Here is a 22,188-nt window from a genome sequence, read left to right on the forward strand (position 1 = left end):
GTTGGAGAGGGTCTCGCGGCGGCGCGCTGCCAGGGCGTGCGGGGACGCCGACAGCTCGACCTCCAGGCCGGTGACGGCGAGGACGCGGTGCAGGACGTCCATCAGCGGGTCGGCCAGGGAGCGGCGCAGCTCGCGCAGTTCGGTGGCCAGGCGGGCGAAGCGCACGCGCGCGTCGGGCGAGAAGGGCAGTCCGTCGTCGTCCCCGTGACCGTCCAGCGGCGTCTCCAGGAACGTGTCGAGGGCGTCCGCGAGCGAGATCACCTCGGAGGGGTCGACTCCCTCGACGGCCTCGGCGAGCCGGCGGTCCGGGTCGTCGTCGCCCTCCACGCGCGCGTGGGACACCAGGAGCCGGGCGCGCCGCCCCAGCAGGGCGAGGTCGCGGGGGCCGATGCGCCATCGCGGGCCGGTCAGCAGCCGGACCAGGGAGGCGTTGGCGCCGGGGTCCTGGAGGACCTCGCAGACGGCGACGAGGTCGGCGATCTCGGGCAGGTGCAGCAGCCCGGACAGGCCGACCACCTCGACCGGGATGTCCCGGGCCACCAGGGCGGCCTGGATCTCGGCGAAGTCGGTCGCCGTGCGGCACAGCACGGCGATCTCGCCGGGTGCCGTCCCGGTCCGTACGAGGTGGGCGACGGAGTCGGCGGCCCAGTCGATCTCCTCGGCGTGGGTGGGCAGCAGGGCGCAGCGCACCATGCCGTCGCGTTCCGCACCGGCGGCCGGGCGGAGTGCCTCCACGCCCGCGTGCAGGGCACGCAGGGGCTCCGCGAGGCCGTTGGCGAGGTCGAGGAGGCGGCCGCCGCTGCGGCGGTTCTCGCTGAGCGCCTGCCGGGTCGCGGGACGGCCGTCGGCGTGGGGGAAGTGCTCGGGGAAGTCGTCGAGGTTGGCGACGGAGGCGCCGCGCCAGCCGTAGATCGCCTGGCAGGGGTCGCCGACGGCGGTGACCGGGTGGCCGGTGCCCTCGCCGAACAGGCCGGCCAGGAGGACGCGTTGGGCGACCGACGTGTCCTGGTACTCGTCGAGCAGGACCACCCGGAACTCGTCGCGCAGGTCGCGGCCCACTTCGGGGATCTTCGCGAGCCGGGCCGAGAGGGCGATCTGGTCGCCGAAGTCGAGCAGGTCCCGCTCGCGCTTGGCGGCCCGGTAGCGGGTGACCAGCTCGGCCAGTTCGCGGCGGGCGGCCGCCGCGTCGGGGACCTTGCGCAGGTCGGCATTGGTGAGCTTGGCGCCGCGCAGGGTCAGCAACAGCTCGGCGTCGTACGCGCGCAGCGATTCCGGGCGTACGAGGTGCTCGGCGAGCTCGGCGTCGAGGGCGAGGAGGTCGCCGACCAGGTCCGGGAAGGAACGGGTCAGGGCCGGATAGGTCCCCGGGGCCTCGCGCAGCACGCGCGCGGCGAGCTGGAAACGGGTGGCGTCGGCGAGCAGCCGGGACGTGGGCTCGAGGCCGATGCGCAGGCCGTGGTCGGTGAGCAGGCGGCCCGCGAAGGCGTGGTAAGTGGAGATCACCGGCTCGCCCGGCGGGTTGTCCGGGTCGATGGCGTCCGGGTCGGTGACGCCGGCCTTGACGAGCGCCTTGCGGACGCGCTCGGCGAGTTCGGCGGCGGCCTTGTTGGTGAAGGTGAGGCCGAGCACCTGCTCGGGTGCGACCTGGCCGGTGCCGACCAGCCACACCACGCGTGCCGCCATCACCGTCGTCTTGCCCGAGCCGGCTCCGGCCACGATCACCTGCGGGGCCGGCGGCGCCGTGATGCAGGCCATCTGCTCAGGGGTGAAGGGGATACCGAGGAGGTCTTTGAGCTGTTCGGGATCGGCGATACGGGCGGACACGTCAGAGAGGCTAGCGGCGGCCACTGACAGTGGCGGCCGGATCTCTTTCCCGGGCAGAAGAAGCGCAGGTCAGCACAGGTGGTGCGATAAGTCACTCCACGACATGACGACCCTCCTGCCGCGCGCTGCACGACGCCCGGAACGCGCAGTGCGTGCAGTGCTGGCCGGCGGTCGGGGTGAACCGTTCGTCGAGGACCTTGCCGGCCGCGGTGGCCAGCAGGTCGCCGACCCACTCCCCCTCCAGCGGCTCCTGGGCCTGCACCTTGGGCAGGGTCTCGCCGCCGTCGCGCTGGGCGGCGCCCTGGCGCAGGTGGACGAGCTCGGCGCCGCCCGGCTCGGGTCGCGGACCGTCGAAGACGTCGTCGACGGCGCCCTCGCGGACGGCCAGCTGGTAGACCGCGAGCTGCGGGTGGCGCTCCACCTCCTTGCCGGTGGGCGCGTGTTTGCCGGTCTTGAAGTCGACGACGTAGGCACGGCCCTCGCCGTCCGCCTCCACACGGTCCATCTGGCCGCGGATGCGCACCTGGTAGTCGCCGGCTTCGAGGGTGACGTCGAAGTCGTGCTCGCTGGCCACCGGGGTACGCCCGGTGCGGTCCATCACGTGCCACTTCAGGAACCGTTCGAGCGCCACGCGCGCGTTGTCCTTCTCCTGGTCCGACTTCCACGGCGCGTCGAAGGCGAGGGCGTTCCACACGGAGTCGAGCCGTTCCATGAGGACGGAGAGGTCGGCCGGGGTGTGCCCGGAGGCGACCTCGTCGGCGAGGACGTGCACCACGTTGCCGAAGCCCTGGGCGGCGGTCGCGGGCGCGTCGGCCTTCACCTCGCGGCCCAGGAACCATTGCAGGGCGCAGGTGTTGGCGAGCTGGTCGAGGGCGCTGCCGGAGAGCACGACGGGCTGGTCGCGGTCGCGCAGCGGCACCTTGGACTCGGTCGGCTCGAACATGCCCCACCAGCGGTAGGGGTGCGCGGACGGCACCAAGGGGCGGCCGTCCTCGTCGGCGAGGGCGGCGAGCCGGGCGAGGCGGCGGGCTGCGGCCTCCCGGAGTACGTCGGAGACGCGCGGGTCGACCGTCGTGGCGCGCAGTTCGGCGACGAGTGCCGCTACGGACAGCGGGCGGCGCGGGCGTCCCGTGACGTCCTTGGGTTCGACGCCGAGTTCGGCCAGGAAGCGGGAGGGCTGGTCGCCGTCGTCCGCCGGGGCCTTGACGGCGGTCACGACGAGACGTTCACGCGCGCGCGTGGCGGCCACGTAGAACAGGCGGCGCTCCTCGGCGAGCAGCGCGCCGGGGGTGAGGGGTTCGGCGAGTCCGTCGCGGCCGATGCGGTCGGCCTCCAGCAGGGAGCCGCGGCGGCGCAGATCCGGCCAGAGGCCCTCCTGGACGCCCGCGACCACCACGAGGCGCCATTCCAGGCCCTTGGAGCGGTGCGCGGTCATCAGGCGGACGGCGTCGGGGCGGACGGCACGGCGCGTGAGGGTGTCGGCGGCGATGTCCTCGGCCTCGATCTCCTCCAGGAAGTTGAGGGCGCCCCGGCCGCCGGTGCGCTCCTCGGCACGGGCCGCGGTCGCGAACAGCGCGCAGACGGCGTCCAGATCGCGGTCCGCGTTGCGCCCGGCCGCGCCGCCCCGGCGGGCGGACCGCTCCAGCCGCGTGGGCCACGGTGTGCCCTCCCACAGGTCCCACAGCGCCTCCTCGGCCGTGCCGCCGCCCGCCAGCCGCTCACGTGCCTTGCGCAGCAGCGCGCCGAGGCGCTGGGCGCCACGCGCGTACGTGGGGTCGTGCACGGCGAGGCGCTCCGGCTCGGCGAGTGCCTGCGCGAGCAGCACGTCGGAGGGCGGCGGCAGCGGGTTGCCCCCGGCCCGTTCCTCGTCGCGCAGGGCCCGGCCGAGGCGGCGCAGATCGGCGGCGTCCATGCTCGCGAGCGGGGAGGTGAGGAGGGTGAGGGCGGTCTCGGTGTCGAGCCAGGAGGTGCCCGGCTGCGCGGAGGGGGCGTCCTCAAAAGAGGTGCCCGGCTGCGTGGAAGGAGCGTCCTCAAGGGATGCGTCCGGCTGCGTGGAAGGGGCGTCCTCAAGGGATGCGTCCCGCTGCGCGGAAGGAGCGTCCTCAAACGAGGTGTCCCGGGTGTCCCCCTCGGAGTCCTGAGGCTCGGCAGCTGCCGTCCCGGAAGTCCCCGCCTCCGCCGTGGCCACCGCCCGCAGCGCCGTCAGCAGCGGTGCCACCGCCGGTTCGTGGCGCAGGGGCACGTCGTCGCCGTCGACGTCGACGGGCACGCCGGCCGCCGTGAGGGCGCGGCGGACCGTCGGAACGGTGCGGGAGCCGGCGCGCACCAGGACGGCCATCTCGCTCCAGGGGACGCCGTCTTCGAGGTGCGCCCTGCGGAGGATGTCGGCGATGTTGTCCAGCTCCGTCCCGGGCGTCGGGTAGGTGTACGCCTCGACGCGGCCGCCGTCCCGTTCGGGGGCGAGTTCGCGGTGGGCGCGCACCTTCTCGGCGGGCAGTCGGGTCAGTGGCATGCGCTGCGTCAGCAGCCGGGTGGCGGCCAGCAGGGCGGCACCGGAGCGGCGGGACGTGCGCAGCACCGCGACGGGGGCCGGGCGGCCGTCCGCGCGCGGGAAGGCGTGCGGGAAGTCGAGGATGCCGTTCACGTCCGCCCCGCGGAACGCGTAGATCGACTGGTCGGGGTCCCCGAAGGCGACGAGGGTGCGGCCGCCGCCGGCCAGCGCGTGCAGGAGTCGCACCTGAGCGGGATCGGTGTCCTGGTACTCGTCGACGTAGACGGCGTCGTACCGGGCGGCGAGCCAGGCGGCGACCTCGGGCCGGCGGGTGAGGAGCACCGCGCGGTGGACGAGTTCGGCGTAGTCGATCACACCCTGGAGGTCGAGCACGTCGAGGTACTCGGCGAGGAAGGCGGCGGCGGCGCGCCAGTCGGGGCGCCCCGTGCGGCGGGCGAAGGCGTCCAGCGCGTCGGGGCCGAGACCCAGTTCACGGGTGCGGGCGAGGACCGCGCGGACCTCGTCGGCGAAACCACGCGTGGTCAGGCAGGCGCGCAGCTCGTCCGGCCACCGCACGTGCGCGAGGCCCAGCCGCTCCAGGTCCACCTGGCCGGCGAGCAGTTCCCGGACGGAGACGTCCTGCTCTGGGCCGGACAGCAGCCGCAGCGGCTCCACGAACAGGTCACTGTCCTGGTGGGCGCGGACCAGGGCGTAGCAGAACGAGTGGAAGGTGGTCGCCTGGGGAGCGCGGGCCGCGCCGCTCCGCAGGGCCATGCGGTCGCGCAGTTCCACGGCCGCCCTGCGGCTGAAGGTGAGCACCAGGACGCGCTCGGGATCTTGGCCCCGGGCGATGCGCTCGGCCACGGACTCGACCAGCGTCGTGGTCTTGCCGGTGCCCGGGCCTGCGAGAACGAGCAGCGGGCCGGTGGTGTGGTCAACCACGGAGCGCTGCGAGGCGTCCAAAAGAGGGGGGTCCACCCGGACAGGAGGGGTACGTACCAATCGGTAAGCGCCACGGCTCCCCCGGCGCACACGGGGGTGCGACAGGCCGCTGATGGAGGAAGAGGAGCTCACGTGGTTCGCCGGTCCTGGTGGAAGTGCTGGTTGGCGGGCCACCGCGCGTGGCGGGCGGTGACCGCGGGGTGACGGGGACGCGTGCAGCCGACGCTACGCCGACGGATAAGGCGGAAGCAGGGCTTCCCCTTCTTCCCGCCGGTCACTCGTGGCGCTCATGGCACTCATGTCCCTCATCTCACGAACGTACGTCATACCGACTCCGTGCCCAGGTTCCCCCGTACGGATCACGGGTCACACGGGAGGGCCTCCGATGGCGGAAGCTGTCAGGTGTGACCCTCCGCGCGTTCGCCGCCGTCCCAGCGCGCCCGTCTCATGTCGAGGCGCGGCAGGTGGCCCTCGGTGGCCCGGCTCGCCTCCTTCAGGGGGGTGCCCTCCGCTCGGTAATGGCCGAGCGCCCGCTGTTCGTGCCCCGGGAGCAGGACGCCGTCCGCGCGGACGACGCGCCACCACGGAACGGCCCCGCCGTAGAGGGCCATCACGCGGCCGACCTGCCGCGGACCGCCCTCCTCCAGCCACTCGGCGACGTCCCCGTATGTCATGACACGGCCCGGCGGGATCAGTTCGGCGACGTCCAGAACCCGCTCGGCGTACGCGGGCAGCGCTTCCCCGGGCTCCTCACGGGTGCCGTCGTACCCCGCGCGGGCGCCCTGCGCGCCGGCGTCCTCCGGAAGGCTCAACTCGCTCATCCGCCCCATCCTGCCGCACCCCACCGACAACGGGACGGGTGTGCTCCGGAGCGTTTCCCTCACCCGGAGGGAGCACGTCGGGCAGACTGTCCGCCCCCGCATGTGCACCCTGATGCCCCCGTGTGTCGGTGCGGCATGCCACCATCGTGCGGGCGGTGACCGGTGATACGAGACCAAGAAGAGACGATGAAGCAGCAGGGTGCGCACCCCGAGGACACGGAGGGCACCTCCGACGCTTCGTCGCGCCCGGGCACTCCTGACGACGGCCCCGAGCCGGCCGGCGAGAAGGCCGGGACGGCCGCCGAGAAGGCACCGACGGCAGCCGGAAAGTCCGCCGAGCAGGCTCCCACGGCAGCCGGAAAGTCCGCCGAGCAGGCTCCCACGGCAGCCGGGCAGTCCGGCAAGAAGACCCCGGCGGCAGCCGAGGACGAGGACACCGTGCACATCGACGAGGTGGAGGGCGACGAACCGCTGCTCCCCGCGCGCGTGCACCGCCCGTCCGATCTGATGCGGCTCCTGGTGGGCGTGCTCGCCGTCGCGCTGCTGATCGGGATCGCCGCGTTCGCGCACGGCACCACCTCGGGCCTCGAACAGGACATCAACAAGGGCACGGGCCAGGCGCCCGACCTGCTCATCAAGATCGCGGGGCTGGCGTCCAGCATCGCGATCCTGCTGGTGCCGGTCGCCTTCGCCATCGAGCGGCTGATCAAGCGGGACGGGCTCAGAATCGCCGACGGCGTGCTCGCGGCCGTCCTCGCCCACGGTGTGACCCTCGCCACCGACCTGTGGGTCGCCCGTGCCGCCCCCGGCTCGATCCAGGAGGCGCTCACCCAGCCCTCCCCCGGCGACATCCACGCGCTGACCGACCCCGTGCACGGCTATCTGGCGCCGGTCATCGCGTACATGACGGCCGTCGGCATGTCACGCAGGCCCAGGTGGCGCACGGTGCTGTGGGTCGTGCTGCTCCTCGACGCCTTCTCGATGCTCGTCACCGGGTACACGACACCGTTCTCGATCATCCTGACGGTGCTGATCGGCTGGACCGTGGCCTACGGCACGCTCTACGCGGTCGGCTCGCCCAACGTCCGGCCCACCGGGCAGACCCTGATGGCGGGCCTGCGGACCGTCGGCTTCCGACCCGTCAGCGCGTCGCGCGAGGACACCCCGGACCACAACCCGGACACCGGGGACCGCGGGCGGCGCTACTTCGTCACGCTCGAGGACGGCCCGCCGCTGGACGTGACGGTCGTGGACCGGGAGCAGCAGGCCCAGGGCTTCTTCTACCGCGCCTGGCGCAACCTGACCCTGCGCGGCTTCGCCACCCGCAGCAGTCTCCAGTCGCTGCGCCAGGCCCTGGAGCAGGAGGCGCTGCTGGCGTACGCGGCGATCGCGGCCGGTGCCAACGCGCCGAAGCTGATCGCCACCTCCGAGCTGGGTCCCGACGCGGTGATGCTCGTCTACGAGCACAGCGGCGGCCGCACCCTTGACTCGCTGCCGGACGAGGAGATCACCGACGACCTGCTGAGCGACACCTGGCACCAGGTGAAGGCGCTTCAGTCCCGGCGCATCGCGCACCGCAGGCTGGTCGGCGACGCGATTCTGGTGGATCGTTCCGGCACGGTGATCCTCACCGACCTGCGCGTCGGCGAGATCGCGGCCGGCGACCTGCTGCTGCGCATGGACACGTCCCAGCTGCTGGTGACCCTCGGCCTCCGGGTGGGCGCGGAGCGGGCGGTCGCCTCGGCGGTGGAGGTGCTCGGCCCCGACGCGGTGGCGGACTGTCTGCCGATGCTCCAGCCGATCGCGCTCAGCCGCTCCACGCGCGCGACGCTGCGCAGACTGGCCCGGGAGCGGGCACAGCGCGAGCGCGAGGCGGTCCTGGAGGCATCCCACCAGGCCAAGCTGACGCGTCTGGAGGACACCTCGGACGACGCCGTTCCGGTCCTGGAGAAGCCCGACAAGAAGGCCGTGAGGGCGGAGCAGCGGGCCGAGAAGCGGGCCATCGACGAGGCCCTGGAGGAGGCGCGCGAGGAGGACCTGCTCACCCAGATCCGGCACGAGGTGCTGCGGATCAGGCCGCAGGCGCCGGTCGAACCGGCCCGGCTGGAACGGGTGCGGCCACGCACGCTGATCAGTTTCATGGCCGGCGCCATCGGCGCGTACTTCCTGCTGACGCAGCTCACGCACATCGAGTTCGGGCCGCTTATCGCGAACGCCGAGTGGGGCTGGGTCGCCGCAGCCGTGCTGTTCTCGATGGGCAGCTACGTCGCGGCCGCGATGGCTCTACTGGGGTTCGTGCCCGAGCGGGTGCCGTTCGTGCGGACCGTGGCGGCGCAGGTCGCCGGTTCGTTCGTGAAGATCGTCGCCCCGGCGGCGGTGGGCGGGGTCGCCCTCAACACGCGCTTCCTCCAGCGCGCGGGAGTGCGGCCGGGGCTCGCGGTGGCGAGCGTCGGAGCGTCACAGCTGTTCGGGCTCGGCTGTCACATCCTGATGCTGCTGTCCTTCGGCTATCTGACCGGCACCGAGAAGACGCCGTCGCTGTCGCCGTCCCGGACGGTCATCGCCGGTCTGCTGACGGTGGCGGTGCTCGTGCTCGTGGTGACCTCGGTGCCGTTCCTGCGGAAGTTCGTCGTCACGCGCGTGAGGTCGCTGTTCGCGGGTGTCGTTCCGCGCATGCTGGACGTGCTCCAGCGGCCGCAGAAGCTGGTCACCGGCATCGGCGGCATGCTGCTGCTGACCGCCTGTTTCGTGATGTGCCTGGACGCGTCGATCCGCGCGTTCGGTGACGAGTCCACGTCGATCAGCCTCGCCAGCGTCGCCGTCGTCTTCCTCGCGGGCAACGCCCTGGGGTCCGCGGCACCGACCCCCGGCGGTGTGGGCGCGGTCGAGGCGACCCTGACGGTCGGTCTGATCGCCGTCGGCCTGCCGAAGGAGGTCGCGGCACCGGCGGTCCTGCTGTTCCGTCTGCTGACACTGTGGCTGCCCGTGCTGCCGGGCTGGCTGGCCTTCAACCACCTCACTCGCAAGCAAGCCCTCTGACGGACCGGCCCAGAAGCAGGCCCTTCGGCACCACCAGCCCCTCTTACCTCGTACGGCACGCGTCCCGCGCGGGCGGCCCCCCGCCGCCGCAGGATGGAACCATGCCAACGCTCCTCCGGCTGCGCGCCGCCGCCCTGACCGTCACCGCCGTGCTGCTGTCCACCGTGCTGGCCGGCTGCGGTGACGACGGCGCCGAGGACGAGGACCTGACGCGGCAGGAGCTGAGCTGGGAGGACTGCCCGACGCCGTCCGATGCCCAGGGAGGAGGCGCCGCGCCCTCACCGCTCCCGGAAGGCGGCGAGTGGCAGTGCGCCACCATGAAGGCCCCGCTCGACTGGGACGACCCCAAGGGCGACACGATCGGTCTCGAACTGATCCGGGCCGGGAGCACCGGCGACGCGGGCGCACGCATCGGCTCGCTGATCTTCAACTTCGGCGGCCCCGGCGGCTCGGGCGTCACCTCGCTGCCGTCCTTCGCGGAGGACTTCGAGACCCTGCGCACCCGCTACGACCTGGTCAGCTTCGACCCCCGGGGAGTCGGCCGCAGCGCCCCCGTGGTCTGCCAGAACGACCAGCAGCTCGACGCGTACTTCCAGCAGGACGCGACCCCCGACGACGCCGCCGAGCGCACCGAACTCCTGGACAGGATCAAGGAGTTCAACGACGCCTGCGAGCAGAACTCCGAGAAGGTGCTGCCGCACGTGCGCACCACCGACGCCGCCCGCGACCTGGACCTGATGCGCCAGGTCCTCGGCGACGACAAGCTCCACTACTTCGGCATCTCCTACGGCACCGAACTCGGCGGCGTCTACGCCCACCTGTTCCCCAAGAAGGTCGGCCGTGCCGTGTTCGACGCCGTCGTCGACCCCACGAAGAACGGCGAACAGGGCTCGCTGGCGCAGGCCAACGGATTCCAGCTCGCGCTCGACAACTTCGCCGAGGACTGCGTGTCGAAGACCGAGGAGTGCCCCGTCGGCGACAGTGCGCAGGACGTGAAGGACCGTATCGCCACGCTGCTGAAGGACCTCGATCGCAGGCCGATTCGGGGCGTCTTCCCACGCGAACTGACCCAGACCGCGGCGACCGACGGCATCGTGCAGGCGCTGTACTCGCAGGAGCTCTGGGAGTACCTCACCCAGGGTTTGCAGCAGGCGTACGACGGTGACGGCACGATTCTGATGCTGCTGTCCGACTCGATGAACGGGCGCAGTGAGAACGGCGAGTACGACAACTCGACCGCCGCCCACACGGCCATCAGCTGCGCCGACGCCAAACCCCGCTACGACGCCGCCTACGTGGAGCGGAAGCTGCCCACGTTCCGGGCCGCGTCCCCCCTGTTCGGCGACGCCATGGCGTGGGGCATGATCGGCTGCACCGACTGGGCCGTGGCGGGCGCCGCCGACCATCCGGACGTGAGCGCGCCGGGCGCGGCGCCGATCCTGGTCGTCGGCAACACCGGCGACCCGGCCACCCCGTACGAGGGCGCACGGAAGATGGCCGACGAGCTGGGCAAGGGCGTCGGTGTCGAGCTGACGTACCGGGGGCAGGGACACGGCGCCTACACCAGCAAGAACAAGTGTGTGCAGGGCGCGGTGAACGGCTATCTGCTGGACGGAAAGGTGCCGCGGGCGGGGACCGTCTGCACCTGAGATGAACCCCGGTTCGGCGAACGCGCAGGTCAGAGGGTTATCCACAGGCTGCAACGGCCGAGGCGGGATCTGCCTACCATGGCCTGACCGCCATCCGCGGCCTGTGCGGACGGCCTGCGAGGGGGGATGGGCACATGACGCGTTTCGCACGGTGGACCGCTCTGGCGGCCGCCTCGGCACTGCTCGCCGCGGGGTGCAGCGGCGGCTCGCCGGACGACGGCAAGGGCAAGCTCTCCTGGGGCCGCTGCAAGGCCACCACCGACGGCCCCGCGCCGAGCAGCGACTGGCAGTGCGCGACGCTGAAGGTGCCGCTGGACTGGTCCGAGCCGGACGGCGAGACCATCGGGCTGGCCCTGATCCGCGCCAAGGCCCGCGGTGGCGACCGCGTCGGCTCGCTCCTGTTCAACTTCGGCGGCCCCGGCGCCTCGGGCGTGTCCATGATGCCGTCCTACGCCCCGACCGTCTCTCGACTGCGTGAGCGGTACGACCTGGTGAGCTGGGACCCGCGCGGCGTGGGTGCCAGCGAGGGCGTGCGCTGCCGCGGCGACAAGGAGATCCAGGCGGCCGAGTCGGTGGACGTCTCGCCGGACACACCGGCCGAGGAGAGGGCGTACTTCCAGGACGCCGCCGACTTCGGCAAGGGCTGCCAGAAGGACGCCGGGAAGCTGATGGCGCACGTGTCGACCGCCGACTCGGCCCGCGACATGGACCGCATCCGGGAGGTCCTCGGCGACAAGAAGATGCACTACTTCGGCATCTCCTACGGGACCGAACTGGGCGGCACGTATGCGCACCTGTTCCCGAAGAACGTGGGGCGGATGACCCTGGACGCGGTCGTCGACCCCGGCGCCGACGCGGTGGGGCACGCCAAGAACCAGGCCAGGGGCTTCCAGCGCGCGTTGAACGGCTACCTCGAGTCCACGGGCCAGGACCCGGCGGAGGGCTCGCGGAAGATCGCGGACCTGCTGCGGCGGATCGACGCCCGGCCCCTGCCGGCGGGCACGCCCGGACGGAAGCTGACGCAGACGCTCGCGGCCACCGGCATCATCCTGCCCTTGTACAGCAAGGACAGCTGGCCCACGCTGACCAGCGCCCTGGATGCGGCCGAGCGGGGAGACGGCTCGGAGCTGCTGGCCCTCGCCGACGGCTACAACGAGCGCGATTCGTCGGGGCGTTACGGCACGACGACGCATGCGCAACGGGTCATATCGTGCCTGGACGACCGCCAGCGGCCGACCGCGGCGACCACCAAGAAGCTGCTGCCGGAGTTCGAGAAGATCTCCCCCGTCTTCGGGACGTTCCTCGGCTGGGACACGGCCGGCTGGTGCCACGACTGGCCGGTGCCCGGGCAGCGCGACACCCCGGAGGTGAGCGCCCCCGGCGCCGCACCGGTCCTGGTCGTCGGCAACACCGGCGACCCGGCCACCCCCTACGAGGGCGCGCGGAGGATGGCCGACGAGTTGGGCAAGGGCATCGGAGTGATGCTCACCTGGCGGGGCGAGGGACATGGCGCGTACGGCAGTGGCAGCGACTGTGTCGACTCCACGGTGGACGCGTACCTGCTGGACGGGACGGTGCCGAAGGACGGCAAGGTCTGCTCATGACGACGGCGGGGGCTCCGGGCACCCGTGGTGCGCGAAGCCCCCGCCGCTCGGGAAGGAATGCCGGATACGGCCCGGTATGCCGGCCCGTCCGGTCAGTACACCGGCTTGTCCGGCTCGATCTGGTTGACCCAGCCGATCACGCCGCCGCCGACGTGGACCGCGTCCGAGAAGCCCGCGGACTTCAGGACCGCGAGGACTTCCGCACTGCGGACACCCGTCTTGCAATGCAGGACGATCTTCTTGTCCTGCGGGAGGCTCTCCAGGGCGGTGCCCATGAGGAACTCGTTCTTCGGGATCAGCCGGGCGCCCGGGATGGAGACGATCTCGTACTCGTTCGGCTCGCGGACGTCGATGATGTCGACGCTCTCGCCGTCGTCGATCCACTCCTTGAGCTGCTTGGGAGTGATCGTGGAGTCGGCGGCCGCCGCCTGGGCCTCCTCGGAGACGACGCCGCAGAAGGCCTCGTAGTCGATGAGCTCGGTGACGGTCGGGTTCTCGCCGCAGACCGCGCAGTCCGGGTCCTTGCGGACCTTGACCTGGCGGTACTGCATCTCCAGGGCGTCGTAGATCATGAGTCGGCCGACCAGCGGCTCACCGATGCCGGCGAGCAGCTTGATGGCCTCGTTGACCTGGATGGAGCCGATGGACGCGCACAGCACGCCCAGGACGCCGCCCTCGGCGCAGGAGGGGACCATGCCGGGGGGCGGGGGCTCCGGGTACAGGCAGCGGTAGCAGGGACCGTGCTCGGACCAGAAGACGGAGGCCTGGCCGTCGAAGCGGTAGATCGAGCCCCACACGTAGGGCTTGTTCAGCAGCACGCAGGCGTCGTTGACCAGGTAGCGGGTCGCGAAGTTGTCCGTGCCGTCGACGATGAGGTCGTACTGGCTGAAGATCTCCATCACGTTGTCGGCCTCGAGCCGCTCCTCGTGAAGGATCACGTTCACGTACGGGTTGATGCCCTTGACGCTGTCGCGGGCGGACTCCGCCTTGGGGCGGCCGATGTCGGCCTGGCTGTGGATGATCTGACGCTGCAGGTTCGACTCGTCGACCTCGTCGAACTCCACGATGCCGAGGGTGCCGACACCTGCGGCGGCCAGGTACATCAGCGCCGGCGAGCCCAGGCCGCCGGCGCCCACACACAGCACCTTGGCGTTCTTCAGCCGCTTCTGCCCGTCCATCCCGACGTCGGGGATGATCAGGTGGCGGGAGTACCTGCGGACCTCGTCTACGGTGAGCTCGGAAGCCGGCTCGACCAGGGGTGGCAGCGACACGGGGACTCCGTTGGTCGGTCAATCACTACGGTTGTTCTCCCCGTAACAGTGCCATGCGCTTTTTCATTCCGAGACACCTGTTCCGACCAGCGAGACGATTTCGTCCCAGTAGCCGGGCATGGCCTCCCAGGGGTCGGTGCGGCCGCCCTGGTCCGTGCGGTCGGTGCGGTCGGTGAACCAGATCGTCGCGGCGCCCTGCCGACGGGCGATGCGCAGTGCCTCCTTCAGGTGCGAGCGGGGCACGCTGTGGACGAAGTGGCAGAAGCGCTCCGGCGGATGGTCGGCGGTCCACTCGGCCACCGGCGACCAGCGGTAGTCGCTCCACGGGCCGGAGAAGGTGACCAGCTGGTCGGCGAGCTGGGCGTAGCCCGGGTGCGGGTGGATGCCGTGTCCGAGGACGATGTGGGCATCGTCACGGATCACGCGGAGCGTCGCGACCGTGCGGCGTACCTCGGGCAACCCGCCGTGATCCGCCGGGCAGCGGTCCAGGAGGAAGCCGTCGACCTGGTACCAGTCGACGAACCGGTGCGCGCCGGAGACCAGCTCCTCGAAGTTCCGGGTGCCGTACCGGGTGTCGAGGTGGCCGAGGACCCGGATCCCCGCGTTGCGCAGGCGGCCGGCCGCCTCCAGGCAGTGCGGGTCGGGTCGGGCGCCGGGGCCGTCGGCCACGTTGAGGACCACCCAGTGCAGCGGGGTGCCGGGGCGGGCGAGTTCGCCCCACTCGGTGCGGGCGAGGAGGGGGTGCGCGTAGCCGGGGACGCCGACGCCGGGGCGGAGTTCCGTGCCGGAGGTGCGAGGTCGTGTGCTGGTCAGATGCGGCATGCCGCCTCCATCCAGATGTCGGCGAGGGACTCCTCCAGGCCGATCCGGGGACGCCAGCCGAGCCGGTCGCGGGCGGTGCGCACATCGGCCTGCTGCCAGCTGCCGCAGCCGTCCGGGTACGGGTACGCGACCGGGGGCGCGTGGTCCGGGTCGGGTCGGGGGTGGCCGATGGCCGGGCGCAGGGCGCCGGGAGGACCGTCGAGTTCGTGGAGGGCACCGCCGTATCCGGCCACGCGGGCGAGGACCGCGGCGGCGTCGCGCAGGCGTACGGCACGGCCGGAGCCGATGTTGATGACGCCCTGCGCGGCGGAGAGCGAGGCGGCGTGGACGGCGCGGGCCACGTCGCGGACGTCGACGAAGTCGCGCTGCGCGCCGAGGCCGCCGAGTTTCAGCTCGCCGTCGCCGGACTGCATGGCGCGGCGCATGGCCTCGGCGAGCCGGCCCAGCGGGGAGCCGGCGGGGGTTCCGGGTCCGGCCGGTGAGAAGACGCGCAGGACCACGGCGTCCAGGCCGGAGCCGAGGACCAGTTCGGTGGCGGCGAGTTTGCTGACGCCGTACGGGCCGCCGGGCCGGGGGACGGCGTCCTCCGCCGTGGAGGAGCCGGGCTGGCTGGGGCCGTACTCGGCGCTGCACCCGATCTGCACCAGCCGGGCACCGCAGCCGCTGCGGCGCAGGGCCTCGCAGACGGTGGCGACGGCGACGGTGTTGTGGCGGGTGAGCTCCCGGGCACCGCCCCTGGTGGCGCCGGCGCAGTTGACGACGACGCCCGGGTGGACCGCGTCGAGGAAGCGGGTGAGGGCGCCGGGGCTGCCGGACGCGAGGTCGAAGCGGACGTCGGCGTCGTCACCGCGGCCGAGGGCGGTGAGCTGCACGGCCGGGTCGGCGAGCAGGCGGTCGGCGACGAAGCGCCCGATGTAGCCGTTGGCTCCGATCAGCAGGACTCTCATCGCGCGGCTCCCGGGGCGGCAGGGGCTGCTGGGCGGGTGGTCATGCGCGTTCTCCTTGAGGCGGAAGGAAGGGATGTGACGAGTGCTGCCGTGGCGACGGGGCCGGTGGCGAAGGGGCCGGTGGCAGCGGCATGGTCACCGGGAGGGTTCCGGTGGCGCGTGGGCCGAGGCCCTGGTCAGCTTGCGGCCCGCGTGGATCAGGAGGGCCAGGGCCGCCGCGCCGCAGGCGAGGGTGGGGACGCTGCCGGCACCCCAGGCGGTGACGAGGGTTTCGACGGGGGCGGCCAGGAAGCCGCAGCCGGGCAGGCGTGAGGTGAAGACCGCGGCGAGAGCGGCCGCCTGGATCGTGGCCGTGGCGGTGAGGACCACGGCCGGGGCGTAGGCGAAACCGTGCGTGGTGAGGAGGCGGGCCAGGAAGAGGAGGGCGCCGAGGGTGAGGGCCTCCGCGTAGGCCGCGGGCTCGTCGAGGACCGCGGCGCAGAGGGTGAGCAGGGCCGCCAGGGCACCCAGGAAGAGGGCGAACGCGCCGAGCAGGAGCGGTCGTACCGCGGCGGCGAAGTCCTCCAGGCCGCGGCTGGCCGCGAGTTTGCGGCGGGCGCGCGCGGTGAAGAAGTGGGCGGTCCAGGCGGCGGGCGCGCAGGCCAGGGCAAGGGCCAGGACGGGGGAGGCCGTGAGGGGCCAGGGGCCGTCGGCCGTGCCGGTGGGCAGACCGTCGGGGCCTCCGGCGATGGCGCTGCCGAGCAGGCCGTTGCCCAGGACGGCGTAGGCGAGGAGCCATGCGGTCCAGGTCGTGCCCCTGCCCGGGGCTGAGCGGTCGGGTCTGCTCAGGGGGCCGCGGCGCAGGGCCGCGCGGAGGGCCAGGGCCACGGCGAGGGCGCCGGCCGCCGCCGCGAACAGGCGCGACTGGCCGTGGGTGAGGTGCACGGCGGCCACGGCGGCGGCGCACAGCGTGCCCGGCAGGAGCGTCAGCAGGGCCCAGTCGGCGCGTGCCCGTGGAGCGGCGGGCGCGGAGGACGGGGGCGCGTCACCGTCGCGGGAGACCCGCGCGTACATCTCCTCCGCGAGGGAGAAGACGTCCCGGTGGCGGAATCGGGCGGCGGTGCGGTCGGTGATGCCGTGCGCCTCCAGGCCCGCCGCGATCTCGAGGGGATCCACCGCGCGTTCGCAGAGCTCCCGGTGACGGTGCATCAGCGCCTTCACGGGATCGGCGGCACCGCGACGCGGGGAGGAGGGCTTGCGGTCGGCGGCCGCCTCCGGTGCGGACGCGGGCGTGGTCGCGGGCGTGGCGGCGGGGCTCAGCGCCTGTTCCGAGCCGGCGTCCCACGCCCCCGGGCTCGTCGGGGTCTCCGGGCGGTCCAGTTCGCCCAAGCCGGTCATCGTGCTCCCTCCGGGGCGGGGACGGGAGTGGTCGCGCGTACGGGTCTGCCCGTCGCCCAGCCGGGGCCGTCGCGGGTGACGAGGCTGGGCGACGGGGCGGCCCAGCGGATCGGGACGTGGTCCTCGGCGGGAACCGCGAAGGGCAGCGGCGCCCCTGCTGCGTCGAGGACCACGCGGCGGATCGGTGCCCGCGAGACGATCTCCAGGTAGATGCCGTGAAATGCCTCGATGTTCTGCTCGACCGTGAACAGTTCGAGGGCGCGGGCGCGGGCGGCGGCACCCAGACGCGCACGGCGCTCGGGGTCGCGCAGCAGCGCCACGCACGCCTCGGCGAGCGCCCGCGGATTGCGCGGCGGTACGACGAGCCCGGTGCCGCCGATCACCTCCACGACCGCGCCGACATCCGTCGACACCGTCCCGCGTCCGCAGAGCATGGCCTCGACGAGGTTGACCGGGAAGCCCTCGACGACGCTGGAGAGGACGGTCACGGCGCCCGAGGCGTAGGCGTCGGCGGGGGCCGGGAGTTCCGGCCCGCCGATCTCCTCGAAGGACACCGGGTTGTCGCCGTCGGCGTGCGGCCCCTCGGCCTCGTCGGGGAAGAGCTGGGCGGCCAGGGTCCGGCAGTGGCCGAGGTAGGCCGTGCCCTCGGAACCGGCGGGGGTTCCGACGATGCGCAGACGCGTCTTGGGCTGCCGCTTGCGGATCTCCGCGAAGGCGTGCAGCAGCGAGACCAGGTCCTTGGCGGGCTCGACGCGTCCGACCCAGACGAGCGTGTCCGGGTCGGCGCACTCGGGCGATTCGCCGGCCTCGGCGAAGGGCCGGGCGTCCATGCCGGGGTAGACCGTGCGGAGCTTCTCGCGGTCGGCGCCGCAGCGCTCCTGCCAGCGGCGGGCGTGCGTGTTGCCGGACGTGACGATCTCGGCCCGTGCGTAGGCCTCGGCCGCGAGCCTGCCGTGGAAGGCCGCCAGCAGGGACCGTACGGCGGGCGGGTCGTCCGGGGCGGTCAGGTAATGGGTGCGCAGGCGCACGCCGTACTCGGTGACCAGCAGGGGCACGCCGGTGAAGTGGCGGGCCATCAGGCCCGGCAGGGCGGCCGGGCCGCCGGACGCGGCGTGGCAGAGGTCGACCGCGCCAAGTCCGGCGTCCTCGTACCAGTCGAGGGACAGGGGGCGCAGGGCGCGTTCCAGGTGTGCGGCCACGGCGAGCAGATCCGGTACGCGTGCCTCGCGCGCCGCGCGATGGGCGCCGGGCGCACGGCAGGCGCGCTCCAGGGTGCGTACGGCGGCCTCGGAGCGGAGTGCTCCCACCAGGCCGCCCTCCTCGCGGGCGAGTTCGGCGAGCCCGTACAGAGCGTTGGCGAAACGGTCCGCCTCAGGGGTCGACGTACCCGCGGAGGAGCCCTTGGCGGCGGTCGGCGCACCCCCGGTACCCCCACTCAGCACGGCCGCCAGTTCGCCGAAGCACTCGGTGAACCGCCGGCGCGCGCGGCGGCCCAGGACCGCTTCGTCGTCCTCGGCCATCCACAGCGGTGCGGTGCGCACCCTGCGGACGTTGGGCGGCAGCGGGATCCAGCCCTCGTCCTCCTGGTGCTGGCTGCGGCTGAGTGCGTAGACGTCGAACTCGTGTTGTCCGAGCCCGCGCACGAGCCGGTCGCACCAGAGCCTGGCGTCACCGCTCACGTACGGATAGCCACCCTCCGTAAGCAGTCCGATGCGCACGAGTGCACCCCCGATCTCCCGTATGGGGAGCCGCCGTTGCCCGGCGGCTCGCAGCGGGACGAACGTATGCGGACAAGGCGGTGGGGGGGGGGGGGGGGGGGGGGGGGGGGGGGGGGGGGGCCGGCGCTCGGGCTCACGGACGGCCTTCGGGGGTGGCTGTCGGGGCGACTGCCTGAGGGGCTGCAGTCGACTCCGAGGACGGTCTCCCACTCCGGGTCGGGCCGACCGTCGCACGTCGTGACGCGTACGAAGTCGCCCTGGCTGCGCAGCACGCCGGCCAGGGCATCCGCGACGACGACGGCACGGACCTCCGCCGGGCACCGGAGCCGCACGATGGTCCCGCTGAACCCCTCGACGTGGCCGTACCGCCGCCCGCGCCGCAGGATCTCCTCGACGAGGAGCGCGGAGGCGTTGCGTTCCAGGCTGAAGTTGAGGAAACCGGGCCCCGTGACGACGACGTCGCCGATGAAGGCCTCACCGGCGAGCCGCGCCCTCAGGATCTCGGCCACGCGCCGCGGCGGCTGCCCTGCCGCGCCGGCCAGCTGGAGGGCGATGTTGGTGGCGTAGTCGCCACAGCCCCCGGGCCCGGGCGGAGTGACCACGGCCCGTCCCGGCACGGTCACGCTGAGCTCACCCTCGTCGACAGCGCGACGCACGGCGTGCAGCACGGTGCGGGAGAGCTCGACGGGGGTCACGGAGACAAGCGTATGGGAGGAAGGGGGTGGGTATGCGAACCGGTTTTGCAGAGGGTCCGGGATGTGGACGGGACCCTCCACCACCGACCGATGAGGGAGCGATCCGCAGAGGACGGATCAACCGCCGGCACTCCCGGCCCGCTCGGTCTCCCCCGCGCCGAGGACGGACCCGTAGGCGGGCGCACTCCCACCACCGCCCCCTTGCCTCCCCCCGCTCCGCTCCCGCTCGATCAACTGCCGGACCATCCTGACGAGTTCAGCAGGATCGAACGGCTTGGCGAGGAAGGCGTCGACGCCCACTTCCAGCCCGGCCTCGACCTCGTACTGGGTGCAGGCACTGATGATGGCGAGGGGCACGTCACGGGTACGCGGATCGGCCCGCAGCCGAGCGGCGGTCCGGATCCCGTCCAGCCGGGGCATGGCGACGTCGAGGGTCACGACATCGGGCCGCACCTGATGAACGACCTCAAGACACTCGGCACCATCGGCCGCGGTCACGACCTCCAGCCCCTCCAGCTCGAGGTTGACCCTGATCAACTGCCGGATGACCTTGTTGTCGTCCACAACAAGCACCCGACCCGACGCGCCTGGCACAACTCGAGAGTAGGTCGGCCCCGGCCACCGCGTCCGGGTTTTCCCCACTTCCACCCCGACCGGGCGACCCACAACCCCGCCCCCGACAGCGGAAACCCGTTCATGACCACCCGGGGGGAGCTGGTAGTGTTCTACCCGTCGCCGCGAGCAACGCGACCGACACGCCCCCGTAGCTCAGGGGATAGAGCAACGGCCTCCGGAGCCGTGTGCGCAGGTTCGAATCCTGCCGGGGGCACCCTGTATGAGGTGCCCAGAGACCCCGTCATCAGCGGAAACGCTGAGTGCGGGGTCTTCGCGTATGTGCAGGCGTGTGCGGCCCGGAGCGGGCGTATGTCGGGGGCTGTGGACGAGGCGTGGACGGGATCTTGGGGCATCGCCGCAGGTCCCGCGCATCTTTGGGACATCGGTACGCTTCCAGCCCGCGACTCACAACTAACGAGGGGTAGACGTGAGCGTTGATCGCGAGCACGACGAGGATGACCGCGAGAGCGTCGATAGTTTGTACAAGAACTGGGAAGTGATGCACTCCCGATTGCGCAGGACCGGTGATGAGGTCCGCGCCCTCCACGCGCGCACGACCCTCTGGCACGGCTCAGAGCCGCGCTACGCGTCCGACTGGCACTGGATCATGCAAGCATTCGCCCGAGAAGTGGCTACCGCCAAGCGCAGCGACTTCGAGAGCTTGATCCTCCAGACAACAGAGCTACACCACCGCGGTACCGGGGTCCTCAATCCGGATCGCGGCCCTGAACCCATCCCATCGCCGTTCGTTCGACACATGCCTCCGGACCAGGACGAGATCGAGGCGAAGCGCCGTCAGCGCCAAATCCGTCACGTGCTTGCCTACCAGCAGCACATCCGGCAGTGCCTCAAGCACTTCGTCACCGCTTGGACAGCCCTCATTGACGGCTGCTTGATCTGTGACTGGGAGATGATTGATGACGAGTTCCCAAAGCTCGCGCAGTTGCTGGAAGAAGCCCAGCGCGCCTTTGACATCTGGGTTTCCCTCGATCGGTAGCAGAATTCGGCAGGCGTCCTGGGCGTCTTACCGCTTCCAGCGCGTGACCTTTGGCTCCGCGAGCCCCCTCATCTGATCTCCACTCGAAGCAGCAGGTACACGAGAGGGGCCCCGGACAAGATGCCCGGGGCCTCGGTGGATTGCAGCGTGCCTCACTCGTATTCGCGAAGCAGGTCCTCGATACGCCGGTTGGCGACGTCCTGCCGTCCGTCGAGGCACTTGGCGTAGCGGGTCAGCAGGACCTCCACGCTGTTGCCGGCGCGCTCGGCCACCTCGGTTGGGTCGACACCGGCGTTCAGCCACGTCGACAGCGCCGAGTGCCGGAGGTCGTACGGCCGACTCGCGAGCGGCGAGGCCGCGACGGCCGGCGGCAGCGCGAGAAGCCGAGCTTCCTGCCACACGCGGTAGTAGGTCGACGGCGGGACGACCGAGCCCTTCTCACTGAAGAAGAGCCGTCCGTCGTCCGCCGTGCCGAAGGTGGCCAGGTGCTCGCGGAGCACGGCGACGAGGTGGGGCGGGATGGGCACCCGCCTGACGTCCTCGGTCGGCCGGTTCTTCAGCCCGCGGTCGTCATGGGTCTCCCTCGAGTCGGTCCACTGCTTGCCGACGGACGGACGGGTCCGGTGGAGCAGCGCCGAGCCCCAGCCCTGCTCGGGCAGCTTAAGGTCCGTCTCGACGATGCCGACCGCTTCCGCCGGCCGCAGGCCACCGAAGTACATGGCGGCGAACAGACCCACCAGGCGACGACCGCGGGCGCGCCGGTACCCGCCCACGTAGGAAACCGCCGCCAGGAGGTTCCGTGCCTGCTCCGGGTTGGCGACAACCCGCGGATCGACCTGGTTGGACACCTTCGGCTTCTGCCAGCGGACAGCCGTGATGGGGTTCTCCCGCAGCTCCCTCAGGTCGACGGCGTAGTTCGCGGCGTTGACGAGTGTCCGCCGCCTACGCCGCGCTGTCTCCGCCGCTGCTGCCGTGCTGTCCATCCTGAGCTTGAGCGAGTCGAGGACCGCCCGGGCCGTGGCTGGTTCCGCGAGATCGGCAAGCGGTCGAGACGCCTTAGACACCCAATAGGGAACGTTCCGCACATCGCCAGCACGGCCATGAGGAGGGGAGAACCCCGTTGTGGCTGGGGCGGTCGGCTCCGCGACTTTAGCCAGCCACTTTGGCGCGAGCCTCGAAGATCATGGCCCCAACATCGTGCTTTAGCGGGCAGGTCCACAGACTGCCCGACGCGCCGGAAGCTTACGGGGCCATGATCACTCGCGCCAAAGCAGCTCCCGGCCAAAGTCGCTACGCCGACCTAGGTGCGCAGGTCACTTACCTATCAGGGGCTTCACCCGTCTGTCAGCCCAACTCACGATGCGCTGAGCCAGGGC

General features: G+C 72.2%; 13 protein-coding genes, 1 tRNA gene and 2 pseudogenes. 5 read left to right on the plus strand and 11 right to left on the minus strand.

What is annotated here, in order from left to right:
* From QC385_RS34185 to QC385_RS34195, 3 genes are all read right to left on the minus strand, one after another.
* On the minus strand, positions 1-1,824 hold a 1,824-nt coding region (locus QC385_RS34185; RefSeq protein ID WP_279545244.1), incomplete at its 3' end, for an ATP-dependent helicase.
* A 91-nt stretch (positions 1,825-1,915) separates the two neighbouring features.
* Positions 1,916-5,389: an ATP-dependent helicase gene (locus tag QC385_RS34190; RefSeq protein WP_279545245.1), complete on the minus strand. Its 3,474-nt coding sequence runs from the start codon at positions 5,387-5,389 to the stop codon at positions 1,916-1,918.
* A gap of 266 nt (positions 5,390-5,655) precedes the next feature.
* Entirely contained in the window at positions 5,656-6,078 is a 423-nt protein-coding gene (locus tag QC385_RS34195) for an MGMT family protein (protein ID WP_279545246.1), read from the minus strand.
* 186 nt (positions 6,079-6,264) lie between these two features.
* On the opposite strand from QC385_RS34195, the gene QC385_RS34200 reads away from it, so the two are divergent.
* From QC385_RS34200 to QC385_RS34210, 3 genes are all read left to right on the plus strand, one after another.
* Entirely contained in the window at positions 6,265-9,117 is a 2,853-nt protein-coding gene (locus tag QC385_RS34200; protein ID WP_279545247.1) for a lysylphosphatidylglycerol synthase transmembrane domain-containing protein, read from the plus strand.
* Between the two features lie 101 nt (positions 9,118-9,218).
* On the plus strand, positions 9,219-10,766 hold the full coding sequence (locus QC385_RS34205) for an alpha/beta hydrolase (protein ID WP_279545248.1): 1,548 nt from the start codon (positions 9,219-9,221) through the stop codon (positions 10,764-10,766).
* A gap of 134 nt (positions 10,767-10,900) precedes the next feature.
* The gene (locus QC385_RS34210; protein ID WP_279545249.1) at positions 10,901-12,370 is read left to right on the plus strand and encodes an alpha/beta hydrolase; all 1,470 of its coding nucleotides are present in this window, start codon (positions 10,901-10,903) and stop codon (positions 12,368-12,370) included.
* Positions 12,371-12,462: 92 nt separating this feature from the next.
* Here the strand turns inward: QC385_RS34210 and moeZ are convergent, their stop codons facing one another.
* From moeZ to QC385_RS34245, 7 genes and pseudogenes are all read right to left on the minus strand, one after another.
* A complete protein-coding gene (gene moeZ, locus QC385_RS34215; protein ID WP_279545250.1) occupies positions 12,463-13,641 on the minus strand; it encodes an adenylyltransferase/sulfurtransferase MoeZ in 1,179 nt (392 codons plus the stop codon).
* A gap of 63 nt (positions 13,642-13,704) precedes the next feature.
* Positions 13,705-14,463: a spherulation-specific family 4 protein gene (locus QC385_RS34220; RefSeq protein WP_279545251.1), complete on the minus strand. Its 759-nt coding sequence runs from the start codon at positions 14,461-14,463 to the stop codon at positions 13,705-13,707.
* Positions 14,451-15,410, minus strand: coding sequence for an NAD-dependent epimerase/dehydratase family protein (locus QC385_RS34225; RefSeq protein WP_086560583.1), 960 nt, complete (start codon positions 15,408-15,410; stop codon positions 14,451-14,453). Before QC385_RS34225 ends, QC385_RS34220 begins: the two co-directional genes overlap by 13 nt.
* A gap of 135 nt (positions 15,411-15,545) precedes the next feature.
* Complete coding sequence (locus QC385_RS34230; protein ID WP_279545252.1) at positions 15,546-16,787, minus strand: hypothetical protein; 1,242 nt, start codon at positions 16,785-16,787, stop codon at positions 15,546-15,548.
* Entirely contained in the window at positions 16,784-18,505 is a 1,722-nt protein-coding gene (locus QC385_RS34235; protein ID WP_279545253.1) for a DUF3492 domain-containing protein, read from the minus strand. Before QC385_RS34235 ends, QC385_RS34230 begins: the two co-directional genes overlap by 4 nt.
* Before the next feature lie 107 nt (positions 18,506-18,612).
* Positions 18,613-19,200 (minus strand): annotated as a pseudogene (locus QC385_RS34240) (ArgS-related anticodon-binding protein NrtL); the annotation flags it as partial.
* Between the two features lie 117 nt (positions 19,201-19,317).
* A complete protein-coding gene (locus QC385_RS34245) occupies positions 19,318-19,848 on the minus strand; it encodes a response regulator (protein ID WP_279545382.1) in 531 nt (176 codons plus the stop codon).
* A 109-nt stretch (positions 19,849-19,957) separates the two neighbouring features.
* On the opposite strand from QC385_RS34245, the gene QC385_RS34250 reads away from it, so the two are divergent.
* Positions 19,958-20,029, plus strand: a tRNA-Arg gene (locus QC385_RS34250).
* A gap of 213 nt (positions 20,030-20,242) precedes the next feature.
* Positions 20,243-20,812, plus strand: coding sequence for a hypothetical protein (locus QC385_RS34255; protein WP_279545254.1), 570 nt, complete (start codon positions 20,243-20,245; stop codon positions 20,810-20,812).
* Positions 20,813-20,964: 152 nt separating this feature from the next.
* Here QC385_RS34255 and QC385_RS34260 read toward each other — a convergent pair.
* Positions 20,965-21,900 (minus strand): annotated as a pseudogene (locus QC385_RS34260) (tyrosine-type recombinase/integrase); the annotation flags it as partial.
* Positions 21,901-22,188 lie beyond the last annotated feature (288 nt).

Source organism: Streptomyces sp. DH10 (assembly GCF_029813805.1).
Classification (GTDB): Bacteria; Actinomycetota; Actinomycetes; order Streptomycetales; family Streptomycetaceae; genus Streptomyces; species Streptomyces coeruleofuscus.